Below are 18036 nucleotides of genomic sequence, written 5' to 3' on the forward strand. Positions count from 1 at the left end.
CGGCGAGCGCGCGGATCACATTAAGCACTTCTTGTACCATCTCCGGGTCGAGCGCCGAGGTCGGCTCATCGAACAGGATCACTTTAGGCTGCATGGCCAGGGTGCGGGCAATGGCCGCGCGTTGCTGCTGGCCACCGGAAAGCTGGTTGGGGTAGACGTGACGCTTGTCGGCGATGCCGACCTTGGCCAGCAGCGCCTCGGCCCGCTCGATGGCTTCGGCCTTGCTCAGGCCGAGCACGCGGCGCGGCGCCTCGATGATGTTGTCGAGCACGCTCATATGCGGCCACAAATTGAAATTCTGGAAGACGAAGCCGATTTCACTGCGCAGGCGGTTGATCTGCTTGCCGTCGGCGGCGACCAGATCGCCGTTCCGCGCCGGCTTCAGCTTGAGTTCTTCGCCGGCCACTATGATCTGCCCCTGGTGCGGGTTTTCCAGCAGATTGATGCAGCGCAGAAAGGTCGATTTGCCCGAGCCGGATGAGCCGAGGATGGAGATCACATCGCCATCGCGAGCGGTAAGGGAGATGCCCTTGAGCACCTCGAGGTCGCCATAGCGTTTATGCAGGTCGCGAATTTCCAGCGCGGGCGTGGCCTCGGCCATGGGGTGTCCTCTTCTTGTTCGAATGCGCTCAGGCGTTTGCTTGGCCTTCCTGGCGAGGCGGTCAAGCTAGCATAGCGTTTTGCTGACCGCCAAGCCGTTTGGCGCGCATATAAGGCCTGCCGAGTCACGGGTGTCGCCTGGCCGCAGTTGCCTGTCGCGCGGACGCAAGATTGGCCTCAGCGCACATCGTTGAGGTACAGCTCGACCATCCCATCCAGGCGTTCCTTGATCGGTTGCCAGTCCGGCATCACCTGCCCCAGCAAGCGCCAGAAGGCTTCCGAGTGGTTGTGCTCGGCCAGGTGGCAAAGTTCGTGCAGCAATACATAGTCGATGCACTCCGGCGGTGCTTTGACCAGATGCGGGTTAAGCGTCAGGGTGCCGGAATGTGAACAGCTACCCCATTGCGTCTGCATAGTCAGCAGGCGCAAGGGCGGTGGGCTTTTTATCCATGGAGTTTGGGCCAGAAGATTATCCAGGCGGCGGCGGAATTGTTCGCGGGCACGCTCCTTGTACCAGGCAAACAACAGCTCGCGGACTTTCTCCGGCCGGTTCTGGCGCAGGCTGATGCACAGCATGCCGCGCAGCAGTTTGACCTGCTGCGGCGCGCAGGCGTCTTCGCTAACCTTCAGCGGGTAGCGCTTGCCCAGATAGAAGTGGGTTTCGCCGCTGATGTACTGGCGTGGGCGCACATGCAGCAGGCGCTCGCGGATGGGTTGTAGTTGTTCCCAGATCCAGCGCGCACGCTTGTTTACCCCGACGGCGATCTGCTCGGCGCTGGCATCAGCCGGAGCCAGCACCAGCACCTGGCCATCCGGCTGTACCTTGATGGTCAGTTTGCGCGCCGGGCGTGGTAGGTGCTGCACCCGATAGGCAATCGCCTCGCCGCCGTAATGCAGGCTGGCCATCAGGCTTTGCGCGTTCCGGCGCGGACGATCTGCACCACCTGCTCCACCAGCGCCTGCACCTGATCCATACCCAGGCCCAGGGCTTTCAGCGCCATAAAGTACAGCGGCAGCAGTTGCTGGCGTACGGCCGCCTCGATATTCATCGGGTTGATGGAAAACTCCCGCACCGCCTGGCTGACTATGGCGTCGGTCTGTTCCGCCAGCGCCACCCAGTGCGGTGTATCTATGCTCTCGGACGCTACGCGCTGCTCATCCAGCAACAGCTTGAAGGCACCGTAATACGCCTGCACATGGGGGTTGCCGCGTACTGCCTCGGGCAGCTCGTCGAGCTGGCGCTGCTGCAGTTGCTCGCCAAATTCCTTGAACAGCAGAAACTGCTTGAGCGGGTTATCGAACAGCGCATCGGCCTCGGCGATCACCTGACGCAGCAGCTCGGAGAAGCGCTTCTGCGCATAAGGGTCGTCCAGCAACTGGTCGATTTCCTTGGTCACCCGCGTCTGGATGATGTCCTTCTCGTTGCGGGTCTTTTCCTCGCTCCAGTTTTCGGGTTGCTGCGCGCCCATATCGCCCACCACATAAGCGCCCTTGGGCTCCTGCACGCGGATGCCGAGCACATGCTTGTCCATCAGCTTCTTCACTTGCACCGCGTACTCGTCGTAATCCACGGTGTCGCCGCTGGCCTGCTTGAGACGCTGGCGCAGGTTGGAGAGTTGCTTGACCGTCTCCTTGTACTGCCGGCGGGTGCTCTCGCTCACGCTCTTGTCCAGAAAGAACGCCTGCGACTGCAAGGCAATCGCCAGGCAGGCGGCGAACTCGCTGAGCAGCGCGTAGAAGTCGTCACGGGTCTTCTGCCGCGTATCCACCCGCGCGCCGTCCACCTCCTGCAGGTGCGGCAGCAGCACCGCCAGCATCTGTTCGATGTCCTGGGTGTTCTTCACCTCCTTGAAGATTGCCCAAAGCTGCTGGTACAGGCCCGGCAGCTTCTTGTATTCGGTGCTCATCGGGCTGTACAGGCCATCCAGGTCCTCGATGCTGTAACCACCCTGGGTGCGTGTGGCCAGGTCCTGGTACTGGGCGATGGTGATATCCAGTTCGCCGAGAATGCCGCGATAGTCGATCAGCAGGCCGTGCTTCTTGTGCGGATGCAGGCGGTTGACCCGTGCGATGGCTTGGATCAGGTTGTGCTGCTTGAGGTTCTTGTCGATATACAGCACCGCGTTGCGCGGCTCGTCGAAACCGGTCAGCAACTGGTCGATAACGATCAGCAGCTGCGGCCCGTCATCCCGGGCAAAAGCGTCGATCACCCGTTGCTTGTAGACGGTGCCGTCTTCCTTGCCGACATGCTTGTCCCACCAGGCCTGCACCACCGATTTGCTGCTCTCGTCGCTGTCGGTATTGCCTTCGCGGCTGTCCGGGGCGGACATCACCAGCGCCGAGCTGACCTGGCCGATCTCGTCGAGAAAGCCCTTCAGGCGAATCGCCGACACCCGGCTGTCGCAGGCCACCTGGCCTTTCAGGCCGTCCAGCACTGAGCTGCTGAAGTGCTCGCTGATGTCATGGGCGATCAGCTCCAGGCGGCCCAGGGCCTTGTACAGCTCGCCTTTCTTGGCGAATTTCTTCTTCAGGTCGGCCTGCTGCGCCTCGCTCAGGCCCCTGGTGCTGCGCTCGAACCAGCTGTCGATGGCGCGGTCGTTCACATCCAGCTCCAGGCGCCGCTCCTCGTACAGCAGCGGGGTTACCGTGCCGTCTTCCACGGCGCGCTGCATGGTGTAGGCATGCACGATGGGGCCGAACTTGTTCTGGGTCTTCTCGTTCTGCAGCAGCGGTGTGCCGGTAAAGGCGACGAAGGCCGCATTGGGCAGCGCCAGGCGCATCTGTACATGGTTTTCGCCGCCCTGGGAGCGGTGGCCCTCGTCCACCAGCACGATAAAGTTGCTGCTGTCGTTGCGGCATTCCGGCAGCTTGGCCGCCGAATTGAATTTCTGGATCAGGCTGAACATCACCCGCGCCGAACCCTTGCCGATCTGCTGCGCCAGATGGCGGCCGGACTGGCTCAGCGCCTCCTGCTGGTCGCGTTCGGTGAGCACCCCGGCGCTGGCGAAAGTCTTGCTCAGCTGAGCTTCCAGATCGGTGCGGTCGGTGATCACCAGCACCCGGCAATTTTGCAGGTCTGGGTGGAAGATCAGTGCCTTGGAAAGCAGCAGCATGGTGATCGACTTGCCCGAGCCGGTGGTGTGCCAGATCACCCCGCCTTGGCGTGCGCCGCGCACGTCGCGCTGCTGGATGCGCGCAATCAGCGCGCGGATGCCGAACACCTGCTGGTAACGCGCGACTATCTTGCCGTGCTTGTTGTCGCTGTAGGTATAGAAGCGCACCAACTCCAATAGCCGGTCCGGCCGGCACAGGCTGGCCAGCAGCTTGTCCTGCTGGCTGGCGACCAGCCCGCCGGCCAGCCAGCTGCGGTACCAGGCCAGGCTGGCGGCGGGGCGCTGGGCGAAAATCGCCTGCTCTTGGCCTGCGTCCAGAGGGCGATTCTTTAGCTCGGCGAACTCCACCTCGCCGATCTCTTCCTCACGCCAGGCCGCCCAGAACTTCTCGGTGGTGCCCACGGTGCCGTAACGCCCGCCGCTGCCATCGACCACCAGCAGCAGCTGGCTAAAGGCGAACAGCAGGGGGATTTCATCCGCGCGCTGGTTGCGCCGCATCTGCGAGATGCCCTGCTTGATCAGGTCCTTGCCGCCGCCTGCGTCCGGGCGCTTGGCCTCGATCACCACCAGCGGCAGGCCGTTCACATACAGCACGATATCCGGGATGCGCTGGCCGATACCGCTGGCGCAGCCCACGCCCAGCTCCTCGGTCAGATGGAAGCTGTTATTGGCAGGCGTTTGCCAGTCGATCAACGGGATGGTCGGGTTGACCTTGCCGCCGGCCACGAAGTCGCCAACGCTCACCCCATACAACAACTGATCGGACAGGCGCTGGTTGGCCGCCTGCAAACCCTCGTTCAGCGGAGGGTGGCTGATCTCGCTGACCAGCTTGTTCAGCGCCGCCTCGCTCAGGCCGTGTTCCACGCCATTGCTGAAAAAGCGCCGTTTGCCCAACTCGGCGCGCAGCACTGGGGCCAGCACTACGCGCTCCTTGCTGCCACGCAGCTCCAGCGCCTGGCTCGGGCTCAGGTAGATAAAGCCCAGGTTGGCCAGCAGGGCCAGGGCGGGAATCTTGGCGCTGTACTCTTCTTGGAACTTGGGGTCCTGGAAGCGGGGCTGGGCGGTCACAGCACTATTCCTTGTTCGGCGAGCCACAGGCGACCGGCTGCGCTGGTCACATAGGCTTGTTGCGGGTGGTTGATTACTTCGGGGTGCAGGTATTGCAGCAGGCCTTGCTGCTCGCGCAGCGGGTTCAAATGGCTGCTCTTCAAGGTTTTCACCTGCCGCCCCAGGCTGTTTGCCAGTTGTTCGGCGCGCTGCGGGTGCAGGGCGCATAGCCAGAGGATCAGCGGCCACAGCTTGTCCTGGCGCGCTTTGGGCGAAAGCGCCGCCAGCGCAGCACTCAGCGGCTCGGGCAGGTCACCTGTATTTGCGCCGAGGTCACCCGTATTTGCGTCGGGGTCACCTGTATTTGCGCCGAGGTCACCCGTATTTGCCTCGTGCTCGCCTGCATCGGCCGGCTCTGTCTGGAACAGCGGCAGACCAGGCAGCTCGGCAAGCTGGTAGTAGGTCGCCGGCCCCGCGCCGCCTTTTACCAGCAACTGGCGCTGATGGTGCAGTCGGCCCAAGGTCTGGCTGGCTGCCAGCGTATCCAGGTCGCTGATGGCGCGTAACGCCGCGTTATCCACTGCGCCGGTTTCCGCTGCCAGGATCAGCGCCTTGGCCTCGTCCTCACTCAGGTGCAAATGGCTGAACTGCTGCAGCCAGCGCAATTGTTCCTCGCCTAGCAATTGATGCAGCAGATACACGGCGGTGAACTGGTTTTCCAGTTGCTGGCTGCTGAATACCGGTGCGGTCAGCCCCAGCTCCTGCAGCAGGCGGCGCATGGTGCGAATGCCCGTACCCTTGGTTTCGGCAAAGTCCAGGTCATACAGCACGCTGGCCAGTACTGGATTGCGCAATAACGAACCCATTTCTCCGAGCAGAGCCGTGGGTTTGAGTGAGTAGCCGGCATTACGGATTTCCAGGCGATTGCTGTAGCGCACCACCAGGGTCGGTTGATTGACCTGGTAATCCCGGTGCATCAGGGCGTTGACCACCGCTTCGCGAATCACCTTCTGCGGCAGCAGGGGCTGATCGGAGCGCTGGGTGTCACCTTCACGCAGGCGGAAGTGCCGTGGCATATCATCCAGAATGGTGGCTTCCAGACGGGCGAGCAAACGGATCAGCGGCTCGCGAAAGTCCTGGGTGGTGGCGAAGCGCTGCTCGGGGTTCTCGACCCATTGCGTGCCGCTGATGCGTACATAGTCGACCCGCACGGCGGGCAGCAGGCGGCGCAGGGCCAACGGCTTGCCGAACAACAGCAGGCCGGCCACGTTTGGCCGCAGGCGGCCAGCGCTACGTTTGACCAGATTGAGGGCGCGCAGCATCTCTTCGTCGCTGGCCAGCAGTTCTTCCGCCTGGGGGCGAACTCTACTGCGTAGCTGGCGATACAGGGCGATGACGCTGGCGTCCAGGTCATCCCACTCGGCGTCCGGCAGTATCACCTGCTCAAAGCTCAGGCCGGATTTGGCCAGCAGCAGCGGCTCCAGCTCCAGCTGCGAACACTCGTAATCGCCGTTCAGCCCGCGCCGCCAGACGCCGGTCTTGCGCTTGTTCTTGCTGTCGAACTTACCCTTGAATACGCAGGGTTTGGCCGCCGCATCCAGCTCCGGCACATACACGGCGACAACCCGCTGGCCTTCCAGTACCGCGGTTTGGCTGTGCACCGGGATAGGCGTTTCGAATTGCTCGCGGCAGTTGCCCTGTATCTCGTTCAGCAGCTTGTCGATATCGGCCACGCCTTCCGGCCAGAACTCCGCGTGTTGTTCGTCCGGCTCGCACACCCCGAGCAGCAGGTAGCCGCCACCCAGCCCCGGCTCGTTGGCGAAGGCACAGATGCTTTGCATCAGCGAACTGCCAACCTGCGTGGCGCGCTTGGCTTCGATGCGCGGGTGTTCGTCGAGGGCGCGCAGTTCCGCCAACAGGGATTCAATGGGCTGCATCAGCACAGGATGCCTCCATTGGCTTGTGTGCGGGCCGCTGGCTGTTGGGCGCTGTGTTGTTGCTGAACGCTGGCGAGCTGCATGGGGCTTCCTTGCGGGGGCGATTGGCAGACGATACCAGAGGCCATCAGCGAGCGCCGAGTCTGGCGGCGTTGCGGCACCCGTAGGGTGGGTTAGCGGCGCAGGGCGTGATGGTTGGCCGCGCCGCAGACGTTGAGCGCCGCGTAACCCACCATTGCGGTTTGCCGGTCGGCCGCCCTGGTGGGTTACGGCGTGGTTGGCGACGGTGTTGCCGGCTCGACCGTAGCCCGCGCCTAACCCACCCTACATTTTGCTGCGGCGGTCAATGCAGGCAGCACTGTTTGAATTTTTTCCCGCTGCCGCAGGGGCAGGGCTCGTTGCGCCCGGGTGTGGCGGCGGCGCGCAGTGGTGTGTTCGGGCGTTGCGGCGGACGATTTTCTAGCCAGTACTCATGCAGGGCGAGGGCGGCGGGCTCGATCTCCAGCACGGACTGCTGGTGTTGGGCGGGAGTCATTTGCTCCAGCAGCGGGAAGAAGCCCTCGTTGCCGTGCAGGTCAATGGCCGCCAGGTGTTCGGCTTGGGCGTCGGGCATCTCCGGCCACTGGCCCAGGGCTACGCCGCGCATATAGCCGAAGCACCACTCCTCGACGATGGTGATGGTTTCGCCTTCCTGTTGCCGCTCATGGAACATCGCCCTGAACTCGTCGGGGTACTCCATCAGCGTCATCACGCAGTTATTCATATGCTGGAGCAGCAGGGCCATAAAGCGTTGCATCTCGGCGCTTGCCCAATCCAGCTCGGGCAGCTCGCCGGCCCATAGCTCCGGTAGCCAGCGGCTGGGCGGCAGTATCTCGGGGCCGGAGATCAGGGCGATGAAAAAACCGTCCAGCTCGCAGACATTCAGTATCGAGTCGTCGTTGCCGTACTTGAGCAGGATGCTCTCGAGAAAATCCAGTTCGGCTTCGCTTAGCGGGTCGCAGTTCATGCAGGGGTCTCGTGGTTCGGTTTGAATCGACGCCGGTGGGTTAGCGGCGCGGGTCGTGGCTATTGGCAGGGGCGTAGGGTGGGTTAGGCGCCCAAAGGAGGTTGACCATACAACGCCAGACCCGATGGCGGCGTAACCCACCATGGCGGTTTGTCGGTAGAGCGCAATGGTGGGTTACGGCGCGGTCAGGTTTTTTGCCGTCTGGCTGGCCGTGGTTCGCGCCTAACCCACCCTACGGATCTGGGTTTCCTCCACCTCGTCGTCCAGCTTGACCCGACGCTGGCCGGTGAGCAGCTGTTGCATCAGGGCCTTTTTCTCCAGTTTGAGCTTGGCCAGTTGGGCTTGCAGATTGGTGATTTCGGCGTCGGCAGTGGAGAGTACCTGGGCGATTTTTTGTTGTTCGGCAAGGCTGGTAGGTATGCAGATTTTCTCTTTTAAGAACAAGGAAAAATTAAACGTCAGTTTTTCAATGTGCACGCCGTAGCTAGATAGAAAAGCCAAGCGCCACAATGCTTTCGTTCTGCCGAGCCAGCTGAAGAAATTGATATCTAGCTTCGTAGTGTCTTTCGCTATCACTGCGATATATGAGTCTGAAATATGGTGGTTATCAAACTCGTCAGTAACCAGCCCCATGGCGCCATGGGTGACTTGCATTTTTGATATCAGGAAATCGCCTGCTCGGGCTGTATTCATTTTCTTTGTCAGTATCTGGCTGCCAGCTAGAACCTCTCGAAGAACAACACCTTCTGCGCGCCGTTTAACGCTTAGAAGTCGATATTGAGCGTCGTCATCCCATGCAACTGGACGTTTAACTTCCTTGATGATGTTACCTATCTCAACTTCGTACCATTCGCTCTCTGCATTCGGGAATCGCACTGTGCCGGTCAGCAACTGCTGCATCAATGCCTGCTTCTGCTGCTGGCTATTGGCAAGCAGGCGCTCGGTGGTGGCGATGGCTTTGTCCCAGGTGGAAAGGATTTGGGCGATCTTGGTTTGTTCTGACCATGTTGGAAGGCTGACGGTGTTGTTTAGTATTCTGGATGGTGACGTATGTCTTACAGTCGTACCTGAAGCTGTGGATTTTATTTCTTTAAGTACGTCTTCTGAATTAAGTAGATAGCACAAATATTGTTTGGATATGTCTGTTCTTTTGAGTTTTACTTTTCCGATTCGCTGGTTGTGGAGGACTGTTTTATCTGATTCTAAAATTACGGCTGTTCCTAATATGGCCATGTCTTTTGTAAGGTCGGTCATTACAACAAGTAGGTCGCCGTTTTCTAGTATGTAGTCTTCGGGGATTGGGCCGTTGTAGTACTTTGTATTTTTTCCGAAGTAAAGCCGTTTTTCAACGTGGAAATTACCAGGGGTTAGTAATGCGTGAGGTGTTTCTTGGTCAGTAAAGAACTGACCTTCGAAAGCATAGCCGTGATGAATGGTCGCGATTTCAGATAGTTTTACAGTCTCATTCATAACCCAACTCCCGCAAATACCCATCCATCTGCCTCTTTAACTCCAGCAGCTCCCGCTCCAGCACTTCGCGCTCGGCCTTGATCGCCAGCAGGTCAATCTCGTCCTCGGCCTCGAAGGTGTCCACATAGCGCGGGATATTCAGGTTGTAGTCGTTATCGCGGATGGCCTGCAGGCTGACGCATTCGGCGTAACGGCTCTGATGCTGGCGGGCGCGGTAGGCGCTGACGATGCGCTGCAGTTGCTGCGGGCCGATCTGGTTCTGGTTTTTGCCGGAGAGAAAATCGCGGGAGGCGTCGATAAAGATCACGTCCTCGCTGCTTTTGGTTTTGCGGAACAGCAGAATCGCCGCCGGGATGCCGGTGCCGAAAAACAGCTTTTCCGGCAGGCCGATTACCGCGTCCAGCAGGTTTTCCTCGATCAGCGCCTGGCGGATCTTGCCTTCGCTGCCGCCACGGAACAGCACGCCGTGGGGCACCACCACGCCCATGCGCCCGCTGCCCGGCTTTAGCGTCTCGATCATATGCAGGATAAAGGCGTAGTCGCCCTTGGTCTTGGGCGGGATGCCGCGCTGGAAACGGCCGTATTTATCGTTCTCGGCCTGTTCGATACCCCATTTCTCCAGGGAGAAGGGCGGGTTGGCGGTGACCACGTCGAAGTGCATCAGGCCGCCGCTGGCGTCCAGCAGTTGTGGGTGGCGGATGCTGTCGCCCCAGCGCAGGTCGTGGTTTTCCTCGCCATGCAGGAACAGGTTCATCTTGGCCAGGGCCCAGGTGGCACCTATGGATTCCTGGCCGAACAGGGCGTAGTTGCGCGAGCCGGTCTTCTCCAGCACCTTGCGCCCGCATTTCATCAGCAGCGATGCCGAGCCGCAGGCCGGGTCGCAGATCTGCTCGCCGGGTTGCGGGTCGAGCAGTTCGGCCAGCAGGTCGCTGACCTGGGCCGGGGTGTAGAACTCGCCGGCGGTCTTGCCGGCACCGGCGGCGAAGCGCGAAATCAGGAATTCGTAGGCGTTGCCGATAATGTCCTGGCTGCCGATGCGCGAGGGGCGCAGGTTCATATTCGCCTGGGCGAAGTCTTCCAGCAGGTGGCGCAGCAGGTTGTTTTTGCTTTTTTCTTCGCCGAGCTTGTTGGCGTTAAAGCTGATGTCCTGAAACACGCCGCGCAGCTTGGCGCTGTTGGCGTCTTCGATGGCGTGCAGGGCTTCGTCGATGCGCTCGCCGTTGCCGGGCAGGTGGCGTTTGTCATGCAGGCTGTAGAAGTTGGCCGACTCGGGCAGCACAAAGCGCTCGGTCTTCATCATGGCGGCGATCAGCGCCGGCTCGTTGCCGTACTTGGCGACGTAACCCTCATGGTGGTCCTGCCAGACGTCGCTCAGGTACTTCAAGAACAGCATGGTCAGCACGTAGTTCTTGTAGTCGCTGGCATCCACGCTGCCGCGGAAGGTGTCGCAGGACTTCCAGATGATGGCGTTGATTTCGTCCTGGCTGATGGGGCTATGGCTCATGGGCTTCTTCTCGGCTGAATCAGGGTTGGCGGACGAGGGGCGTGTGGCGCTGGATGCAGCGTTTGAGCTGACGGCCGCCCTCGGTGTGAACTGTCAAGGATTGCTTGATAGTTGCCGGGCTTGGTGCGCCTTGTTCAGGAATGCTGCGGATAAGCGGCTTGCTGCTGGCAAAACGCTTGGCAATTGCCGACTGGTTCGCCCTGGCGTTGGCGTTGCTGGCACGCTGTTGCAGCGCGGCTTGGCCGTTAGTGGAGCTGAGGAGAATCGGGTCGTGCATGGCAGCGGGCGTCCCTGTTGGCTGACGGTGCTGAACATGGCGCACGGCGAGCGGAGTCGCCAGCTTTTCCTGCAGATAGAAAAAAGGCCCACATTGCTGTGAGCCTTTGTTCGCTTTGTATGGTGCCCAGGGACGGAATCGAACCGCCGACACGGGGATTTTCAATCCCCTGCTCTACCGACTGAGCTACCTGGGCCAACGGGGCGCTATTAGACGGATTTGAAGGGTGGGTGTCAAGCGTGAGTTTGAAAAATATTTAATTAATACGGGCGCTTAGGTTCAGGTAGGGAATCTGGCGGTGGTGCCGTGTAGCCGCGCAACGCAATCCTGGGCGGCGCAATCCCGGATTGCGCCAAGGCTTAGTTGGGCTATGGGCTTTGTTCCTGGTTGCCGGCTGGCCGGCCGCGAATCGTAGGTTGGGCTGAGCTGTGCGAAGCCCAACAAGGCTGACATCGATGACGGCGTCCTGGCCATCGCCGTTGGGCTTCGTCGCTGCGCTCCTCAACCCAACCTACATGCTGCTGGTGAAAAACTGGAGCCGGTCATTGCCAGGCGGTTACCTGGCGATAGCGGTGAGGGGGTTGCAGCCCCCGGATTTCATCCGGGCTACGGACTGCGTCGCGGCCGCGATTTTGCTTTTGTAGCCCGGATGCAATCCGGGGCGGGAGCCGAATCGAAAACCCGCTTATTCGCTGGGGGCTATATAGCCTTCGGCCTGGGCGTATTCCTCGCCGGAGAGGAACTTGTCCATCTCGGCTTGGAGGAACTTGCGGTCCTCGGCGTTCATCATGTTCAGGCGGCGTTCGTTGATCAGCAGGGTCTGGTGTTTCTGCCATTCGTCCCAGGCTTGCTTGGAGACGTTGTTGAAGATGTCCTCGCCTTTGACGCCTGGATAAGGCGGGCGGTCCAGGCCGGGAAGTTCCTGTTTGTGCTTGCGGCACAGTACGGTGCGGGTCATGGCTGCTCTCCTGCTTTGATGGCGTCGGCCGCGCGTTTCAGTAGCTTCTTCACCGGGGCGGCGAGGCCCAGGCGCGGCGGGGTGGCGAGGTTATACCAGAGCCAGTCGGCCTCGGCCACGCCGGTTGGCGCGGCCTCGACTTGGATCAGCCAGGGTTCGATGGCTAGCTGGAAGTGGCTGAAGGTATGGGTCAGTTCGGCTTGCGCTTGGCGTGCGCCCAGTTGCAGGCCGTGGCGGCTGGCGAGGTTGTCCAGCCCCTGCAGGTCGTCCAGTTCCGGCAGGCTCCACAGGCCGCCCCAGAGGCCGCTGGAGGGGCGGCGGTAGAGCAGCACCTCGCCGGCGCGGCTGGTGAAGATCGGCATCAGGGTGCGCTTCTGCGGCAGCGCCTTGCGCGGTTTGGCGATCGGGTAGCGGATCTCCAGGCCGAGCAGGTGCGCCTGACAGCCGCTCTGCAGCGGGCAGAGCAGGCAGCTGGGTTTGCTGCGGGTGCAGAGGGTGGCGCCGAGGTCCATCATCGCCTGGGTGTAGTGGTTCGCCCGTGCCTGCGGGGTAAAGCGCTCGGCGACCGTCCACAGCTGCTTGGCCACTTTCGGCTCGCCCGGGTAGCCCTCCTGGGCCACATAGCGCGCCAGCACCCGTTTGACGTTGCCGTCGAGGATGGGCGCGCGCAGGCCCATGCTCAGGCTGGCGATGGCGCCGGCGGTGGAGCGGCCGATGCCGGGCAGTTCGGTGAGTTGCTCGACATCGCGGGGAAACTCGCCGCCATGCTCGCGCATGACGATCTGCGCGGTCTTCTGCAGGTTGCGCGCGCGGGTGTAGTAGCCCAGCCCGGTCCATAGATGCAGCACTTCGTCTTCCGGCGCCTGGGCCAGGTCTTGAACCGTTGGCAGTGCGGCCATAAAGCGGTCGAAATAGCCCAGCACCGTGCTGACCTGGGTCTGCTGCAGCATGATTTCCGAGACCCACACCCGATACGGGGTGATGCCCTGTTGCCAGGGCAGGTCCTTGCGCCCGTGGCGGTCGTACCAGTCGAGTACCGCGCTGGCGAATTGCTCGGGACTCATTGGTTGAACAGGCCCCTGCTGGCCGTCTTTCAGAGGCTCTAACCTTGAGTATCTACTGAGCTGCTCGAGACTCATTGGTTGAACAGACCTTTGAGGGCGTCTTTCAGCTCGGGGCTGACCTTGTCGCCGAGTTTTTCCTCGAGCTTCTCGCTGATCTTCTTGCCGGCCAGTTTGGCCGTCACCTTGCCCATGCCGTCCTGATCCAGGCGGCAGGCCTTGGCGCCCATTTCCAGCGGGCCGCGGCAGCGCAGCGGCCACTCGATGTCGGCGTAGCGTTCATTGACCTGGCAGGCCGGGTCGGGCATTTCGCGCTGGTCGCCGGTGAGGGTGATGCCGGCGCGGTAGTCCAGGCCGAGGATGCGCAGGTCGAGGTCGCCATTGCCGTTGACCGCTAGGCCAGGCAGGCGCACCTGCAGATCCGGGTTGTGGGCCACGCCATTGCGCAGGGTCAGGCTGCCTTGCAGGCTGTCGAAGGGCGTGTCCTTGCCGCGCGGCTCGCTGCTCAGGACTTTGCGGTTGAGGGTGGCGATGCCGCGGCAGAGTTGCTGTTCGAGGTTGGCATCCACCAGCACGCCGTCATTCAGGCTAAAGCTGGCGTTGCCGTTGAGGCCGTCGACCCAGGCTTGCTGGCTGTTGCCGCTGGTGCTCAGGTCGGCCTTGAGGTCCAGCAGGCCCTTGAGCGGCGAAGGCTGATCGGGTTTCTTCAGGAAGGGTTCGACGGCGATGCCATTGAGGGTCTTCTGCACCTTGAGCAGCGGCACGGCGGGGCGTACATCGACAGTCGCCTGGGCCGCGAAGCTGCCACTGCCCAGGTTGCCGCGCAAGTCTTCCAGGGTCAGCAGGCCGGCCAGGCTGTGCGCCTGGAGCTTGAAGTTGGCGATGGCCTGCTGCTGGACGCTGAGCTGGTCGAGGTTGAGGCCCAGCTGCAGGTCGAGTGTGCGCAGCAGCTCGATCGGCAACGCGGGTGCGCTGCTCCAGGCTTGCTGGGTCGGTGCATTGGGCAGCGGCGTGCTGCCGCTTTGCCCGGCGCTGGCCACGCTTGCCTTGACCTCGGCGGTGCGCGCGGCGCTGGCGTCCTTGCGCTCCTGGGTTTTCGCCGGCAGGTAGCGGTCGAGGTCCAATTTATCGCCCTTGAGCTGCACGCGCAGGGCTCGCTTGGCGAAGTCGGCGATGGCGATCTGGCCGTTGAAGCGGCTGTCGTCGAGTTTCACCTGCAGTTCGTCGAGGTTCAGGCTGGTGGCGGTGCCGCTCAGGCGGGTGACCAGTTCGAACTGGCCGAGGCTTTTCTCGTCGCGCAGCGGCGGCAGTTTCTGGCCTATGGTGGCGAGGAATTCGCGCAGGTTGAGCGGGGCGATGGACAGGCCGCCGCTGAGCTTGGGCTGGCTGTTCAGGTCGCGGACCTTCAATTCGCCGAGGGCGCGCAGCTGGTTGGCGGAGAGCTTCAGGCCGTTCCACTCGGCCACCTGGGCGGCCAGGTCGACCAGCAGCTGGCCCTGGGCGCCGAAGGTCAGGGTCTGGCCGGCGAAGGGTTCGCCGGACACTTCGCCGGACAGCTTGGCGTCTTCCAGCTGGTAGCGCTTGAGTGCACGGTCGAAGCGCAGCTCGCCCTGCAGTTCGCTGCGGGCGCGCAGCACCGGCTTGTTGGTGCCGAAGAAGGCGCTGAGCTTGAGCGGGATGGCGGCGCCTTCGCGGATCGCGCCGGTGGTCAGCTGGATGCTCTCGGCGCTGAATTGCTGGCCTTTCTGCAGGTCGTGGTAGTCGATGCGCGCGCTGTTGACTATCAGGCTGTCGATATCCAGTTTGAGCGGCTGAGCGCTTGCGCGGTTGTCGCTCGCTGCGCTATCCGCCGGCGCGGCGGTCGGCTGGCTGGTCTGGGGAGTGGCGGTTGCTGCCGCGACTGGCGCCGGGCGGCCGATATCTTCCCAGTTGCTGCGACCCTTGGCGTCGCGCTGTAGCTTGAGGTTGAGGCCGTCGATGCGGATATCGCTCATCTGCACTTGTTTGCGCAGCAGCGGCAACACGCGCACCGACAGGCCGAGCAGGCGCAGGTCGGCGAAGGGCTGGTCGGGGCTGCTGGCGCTGGCCAGGGTGGCGTCGGTCAGCTCCAGGCCGAGCCAGGGGAACAGGCTCCAGCCGATATCGCCATTCAGGGTCAGCTCCAGGTTGGCCTTGTCGCGGGCCAGCTGGCGGATTTCGTCTTTGTAATCGTTGGGATCGAACAGATGGGTCAGGGCGAAGCCCAGTGCCACTATGAGCAGCAGCAGCCCGAGGAAAAACAGGGCGAGGATTTTGCCGAGCGCTTTCATGTGCGAATCCTTGTTGCGGAACTGGAATTGAAGAGCTGCGATTGAGCCGGCGAGTATAGCGCCGACGCTGTTATTAGACCGGGTTGCGCGCCGATTTTGCCAACCCGCGGGTTACTCCAGCCCGCGGGCCACGCGTTCGGCAATCGCCAGACTGGCGGTGAGCCCGGGCGATTCGATGCCGAACAGATTGACCAGGCCTGGCAGGCCGTGGTCGCCGACCGTTTGGATCAGGAAGTCGGCGGCCGGTTCCCCGGGGCCTGCGAGTTTCGGCCGGATGCCGCTATAGCCGGGTACCAGGCGCGCGCTGTCGAGCCCGGGGAAGTAACGGCGAATGGCCGTGGCGAACGGCTCGCGCAGCTGTTCGTCGACCCGGTAGTCGATCCGCTCGAGGTACTGGATGTCCGGGCCGAAGCGCAGCTGGCCGCCGAGATCCAGGGTGGCGTGAATGCCCAGGCCGGCGGTATTGGCCTCCGGCATCGGGTAGATCAGGTGCTGAAAGGGCGAGCGGCCGCCGTAGCTGAAGTAACGGCCCTGGCATAGATGCAGCGCGGGCACGCCCTGCAGTCCTTGGGTGCGATTGGCCAGCTGTTGGGCGAATAAGCCGCCGGCATTGATCACCCGCTGGGCCTTCAGCTGGAAGGGTTCGTCGCCGCTGCTGCCGCTGGCAATCCAGCCGTCGCCGTCGTGCTGCAGCCGTTCGACGCGGGTCTGCAACACCAGTTGCGCGCCCTGATTTTCCGCTGCCGCCAGCAGCGATTGCAGGTAGGCGTGGCTGTCGATTATCCCGGTGCTGGGCGAGAGCAGGGCGGCGACTCCGCGCACGGCGGGCTCCAGTTCACTCAGGCGTTTCTGCCCGATAGGCTGCAGGTCATGCACGCCGCAGGCCTGGGCGTTGCGCTGCAGTTGTTCGAGCTTGGCGATTTCCGCCGCTTCCACCGCCACCAGCAGTTTGCCGATCTGCTGGTGCGCCACCCGATGCTCGCGGCACCAGGCATATAGGCGCTCGCGGCCTTCCAGGCACAGCTCGGCCTTCAGCGAGCCGGGCGCGTAGTAGATGCCGGCGTGAATCACCTCGGAGTTGCGGCTGGAGGTATGGCTGCCGATCAGGCTCTCCGCCTCGACTATCAGGGTGCTCTGCTGCGGCTTGGCCAGGCGTGCGGCGCAGGCCAGGCCGAGGGCGCCGGCGCCGATAATCAGGGTGTCGATACTGTCCATGGCGTTTTCGCTGCTGTTGATTGGCGGGTTGGGTTGCCGCTCGCTGCTGGAGTCGGCGTTAGGCTGAGCAGGATAACAAGAACCCCGAGGTATCCATGAACGTCGCGGTGATGCTCGATAGTCCGCCATCCGACCGCCGCTGGTAGCCGCCCAGGCTAAGGCCCGCCTATAATGCCAGCCTTTTTCCGTGGGCAATTTCTGGAGCTGGTGATGGCCGAACGTACGGCATCCGTCGAGCGCAATACCCTGGAGACCCAGATCAAGGTCTCGATCAACCTGGATGGCACGGGCAAGGCCAAGTTCGATATTGGCGTGCCGTTCCTCGAGCACATGCTCGATCAGATCGCCCGTCACGGCCTGATCGACCTGGATATCCAGTGCCAGGGCGACCTGCATATCGATGACCACCACACAGTCGAGGACGTCGGCATCACCCTCGGCCAGGCGTTCACCAAGGCCATCGGCGACAAGAAAGGCATGACCCGTTACGGTCATGCCTATGTGCCGCTGGACGAAGCGCTGTCGCGGGTGGTGATTGACTTCTCCGGCCGTCCCGGCCTGCAGATGCACGTGCCCTTCACCCGCGCGGTGGTCGGCGGCTTCGACGTGGACCTGTTCCAGGAGTTCTTCCAGGGCTTCGTCAACCACGCCCTGGTCAGCCTCCATATCGACAACCTGCGCGGGCACAACACCCACCACCAGATCGAGACGGTGTTCAAGGCCTTCGGTCGTGCCCTGCGCATGGCGGTCGAGTTGGACCCGCGCATGGCCGGGCAGATGCCGTCGACCAAGGGCGTGCTTTGATGCAAACGGTTGCAGTAATCGACTACGGCATGGGCAACCTGCACTCGGTGGCCAAGGCCCTCGAGCATGTGGGGGCCGGCAAGGTGCTGGTGACCAGCGACGCCCAGGTGATCCGCGAGGCGGACCGCGTGGTGTTTCCCGGGGTCGGCGCGATCCGCGATTGCATGGCCGAGATCAAGCGCCTGGGTTTCGATGAGCTGGTGCGCGAAGTCAGCCAGGATCGTCCCTTCCTCGGCATCTGCGTGGGCATGCAGGCGCTGCTGGAGCGCAGCGAGGAGAACGATGGCGTCGACTGCATCGGCCTGTTCCCCGGCCAGGTGCGCTTCTTCGGCAAGGGCATGGTCGAGGACGGCGAGCCGCTGAAGGTTCCGCATATGGGCTGGAACGAGGTGCAGCAGAGCGTGGCGCACCCGCTTTGGCACAATATTCCGGACCTGGCGCGCTTCTACTTCGTGCACAGCTATTACATCGAGGCCGGCAACCCGCGCCAGGTGGTCGGTCGCGGCCACTACGGCAAGGATTTCGCCGCGGCGCTGGCCGAAGGCTCGCGCTTCGCCGTGCAGTTCCACCCGGAGAAGAGCCATACCCATGGCCTGCAATTGCTGCAGAACTTCGCCGCGTGGGATGGTCGCTGGTAAATGGCTGCCAAGAAGAAGCCGCCGATCCTGACCCTCACTCCCGAACAGGAGAACGAGGCCAATCACAAGATCAAACGCTTCATGGAAGATCGCTTCG

General features: G+C 62.5%; 14 protein-coding genes, 1 tRNA gene and 1 pseudogene. 3 read left to right on the forward strand and 13 right to left on the reverse strand.

From position 1 onward, the window contains the following. The 13 genes from Q8Q83_RS09700 to Q8Q83_RS09760 all read right to left on the reverse strand — a co-directional run. The coding region (locus tag Q8Q83_RS09700; RefSeq protein ID WP_305623238.1) for an ATP-binding cassette domain-containing protein at positions 1–601 on the reverse strand (601 nt) is incomplete at its 3' end. 176 nt (positions 602–777) lie between these two features. Next, complete coding sequence (locus Q8Q83_RS09705; RefSeq protein WP_305623240.1) at positions 778–1506, reverse strand: M48 family metallopeptidase; 729 nt, start codon at positions 1504–1506, stop codon at positions 778–780. Then, complete coding sequence (locus tag Q8Q83_RS09710; RefSeq protein WP_305623241.1) at positions 1506–4781, reverse strand: type I restriction endonuclease subunit R; 3276 nt, start codon at positions 4779–4781, stop codon at positions 1506–1508. The genes Q8Q83_RS09705 and Q8Q83_RS09710 overlap by 1 nt, the downstream gene beginning before the upstream one ends. Beyond that, on the reverse strand, positions 4778–6697 hold the full coding sequence (locus tag Q8Q83_RS09715) for an ATP-binding protein (protein WP_305623260.1): 1920 nt from the start codon (positions 6695–6697) through the stop codon (positions 4778–4780). The genes Q8Q83_RS09710 and Q8Q83_RS09715 overlap by 4 nt, the downstream gene beginning before the upstream one ends. A 343-nt stretch (positions 6698–7040) precedes the next feature. Beyond that, a complete protein-coding gene (locus tag Q8Q83_RS09720) occupies positions 7041–7847 on the reverse strand; it encodes a YecA family protein (RefSeq protein ID WP_371132391.1) in 807 nt (268 codons plus the stop codon). 78 nt (positions 7848–7925) lie between these two features. Then, positions 7926–9173, reverse strand: a complete 1248-nt coding sequence (locus Q8Q83_RS09725; protein WP_305623245.1) for a restriction endonuclease subunit S — start codon at positions 9171–9173, stop codon at positions 7926–7928. Next, a complete protein-coding gene (locus Q8Q83_RS09730) occupies positions 9166–10677 on the reverse strand; it encodes a type I restriction-modification system subunit M (RefSeq protein ID WP_305623247.1) in 1512 nt (503 codons plus the stop codon). The genes Q8Q83_RS09725 and Q8Q83_RS09730 overlap by 8 nt, the downstream gene beginning before the upstream one ends. Positions 10678–10696: 19 nt before the next feature. Next, a complete protein-coding gene (locus Q8Q83_RS09735) occupies positions 10697–10954 on the reverse strand; it encodes a hypothetical protein (RefSeq protein WP_305623249.1) in 258 nt (85 codons plus the stop codon). A gap of 120 nt (positions 10955–11074) precedes the next feature. Next, positions 11075–11150 (reverse strand) — tRNA-Phe (locus tag Q8Q83_RS09740). A gap of 489 nt (positions 11151–11639) precedes the next feature. Then, entirely contained in the window at positions 11640–11912 is a 273-nt protein-coding gene (locus tag Q8Q83_RS09745) for an oxidative damage protection protein (protein ID WP_305623251.1), read from the reverse strand. Beyond that, complete coding sequence (mutY, locus tag Q8Q83_RS09750; RefSeq protein ID WP_305623253.1) at positions 11909–12976, reverse strand: A/G-specific adenine glycosylase; 1068 nt, start codon at positions 12974–12976, stop codon at positions 11909–11911. Before mutY ends, Q8Q83_RS09745 begins: the two co-directional genes overlap by 4 nt. Positions 12977–13047: 71 nt before the next feature. Next, the gene (locus Q8Q83_RS09755; RefSeq protein ID WP_305623254.1) at positions 13048–15282 is read right to left on the reverse strand and encodes an AsmA family protein; all 2235 of its coding nucleotides are present in this window, start codon (positions 15280–15282) and stop codon (positions 13048–13050) included. 111 nt (positions 15283–15393) lie between these two features. Further along, positions 15394–16497: an NAD(P)/FAD-dependent oxidoreductase gene (locus Q8Q83_RS09760; protein WP_305623256.1), complete on the reverse strand. Its 1104-nt coding sequence runs from the start codon at positions 16495–16497 to the stop codon at positions 15394–15396. A 210-nt stretch (positions 16498–16707) separates the two neighbouring features. On the opposite strand from Q8Q83_RS09760, the gene hisB reads away from it, so the two are divergent. The 3 genes and pseudogenes from hisB to Q8Q83_RS09775 form a co-directional block, all read left to right on the forward strand. After that, the gene (gene hisB / locus Q8Q83_RS09765) at positions 16708–17301 is read left to right on the forward strand and encodes an imidazoleglycerol-phosphate dehydratase HisB (protein ID WP_305623262.1); all 594 of its coding nucleotides are present in this window, start codon (positions 16708–16710) and stop codon (positions 17299–17301) included. Beyond that, complete coding sequence (gene hisH, locus Q8Q83_RS09770) at positions 17301–17939, forward strand: imidazole glycerol phosphate synthase subunit HisH (RefSeq protein ID WP_305623258.1); 639 nt, start codon at positions 17301–17303, stop codon at positions 17937–17939. Before hisB ends, hisH begins: the two co-directional genes overlap by 1 nt. Beyond that, positions 17940–18036, forward strand: a pseudogene (locus tag Q8Q83_RS09775) (DUF2164 domain-containing protein); the annotation flags it as partial.

Origin of the sequence: Pseudomonas sp., assembly GCF_030696055.1 — a bacterium.
Classification (GTDB): domain Bacteria; phylum Pseudomonadota; class Gammaproteobacteria; order Pseudomonadales; family Pseudomonadaceae; genus Aquipseudomonas.

Coding starts and splice junctions, on each gene's coding strand:
- Q8Q83_RS09735 (WP_305623249.1), bottom strand. CDS start 10,954: ATGCACGACCCGATTCTCCTCAGCTCCACTAACGGCCAAGCCGCGCTG.
- hisH (WP_305623258.1), top strand. CDS start 17,301: ATGCAAACGGTTGCAGTAATCGACTACGGCATGGGCAACCTGCACTCG.
- Q8Q83_RS09715 (WP_305623260.1), bottom strand. CDS start 6,697: ATGCAGCCCATTGAATCCCTGTTGGCGGAACTGCGCGCCCTCGACGAA.
- Q8Q83_RS09730 (WP_305623247.1), bottom strand. CDS start 10,677: ATGAGCCATAGCCCCATCAGCCAGGACGAAATCAACGCCATCATCTGG.
- Q8Q83_RS09745 (WP_305623251.1), bottom strand. CDS start 11,912: ATGACCCGCACCGTACTGTGCCGCAAGCACAAACAGGAACTTCCCGGC.
- hisB (WP_305623262.1), top strand. CDS start 16,708: ATGGCCGAACGTACGGCATCCGTCGAGCGCAATACCCTGGAGACCCAG.
- mutY (WP_305623253.1), bottom strand. CDS start 12,976: ATGAGTCCCGAGCAATTCGCCAGCGCGGTACTCGACTGGTACGACCGC.
- Q8Q83_RS09755 (WP_305623254.1), bottom strand. CDS start 15,282: ATGAAAGCGCTCGGCAAAATCCTCGCCCTGTTTTTCCTCGGGCTGCTG.
- Q8Q83_RS09705 (WP_305623240.1), bottom strand. CDS start 1,506: ATGGCCAGCCTGCATTACGGCGGCGAGGCGATTGCCTATCGGGTGCAG.
- Q8Q83_RS09720 (WP_371132391.1), bottom strand. CDS start 7,847: ATGGTGGGTTACGCCGCCATCGGGTCTGGCGTTGTATGGTCAACCTCC.
- Q8Q83_RS09725 (WP_305623245.1), bottom strand. CDS start 9,173: ATGAATGAGACTGTAAAACTATCTGAAATCGCGACCATTCATCACGGC.
- Q8Q83_RS09760 (WP_305623256.1), bottom strand. CDS start 16,497: ATGGACAGTATCGACACCCTGATTATCGGCGCCGGCGCCCTCGGCCTG.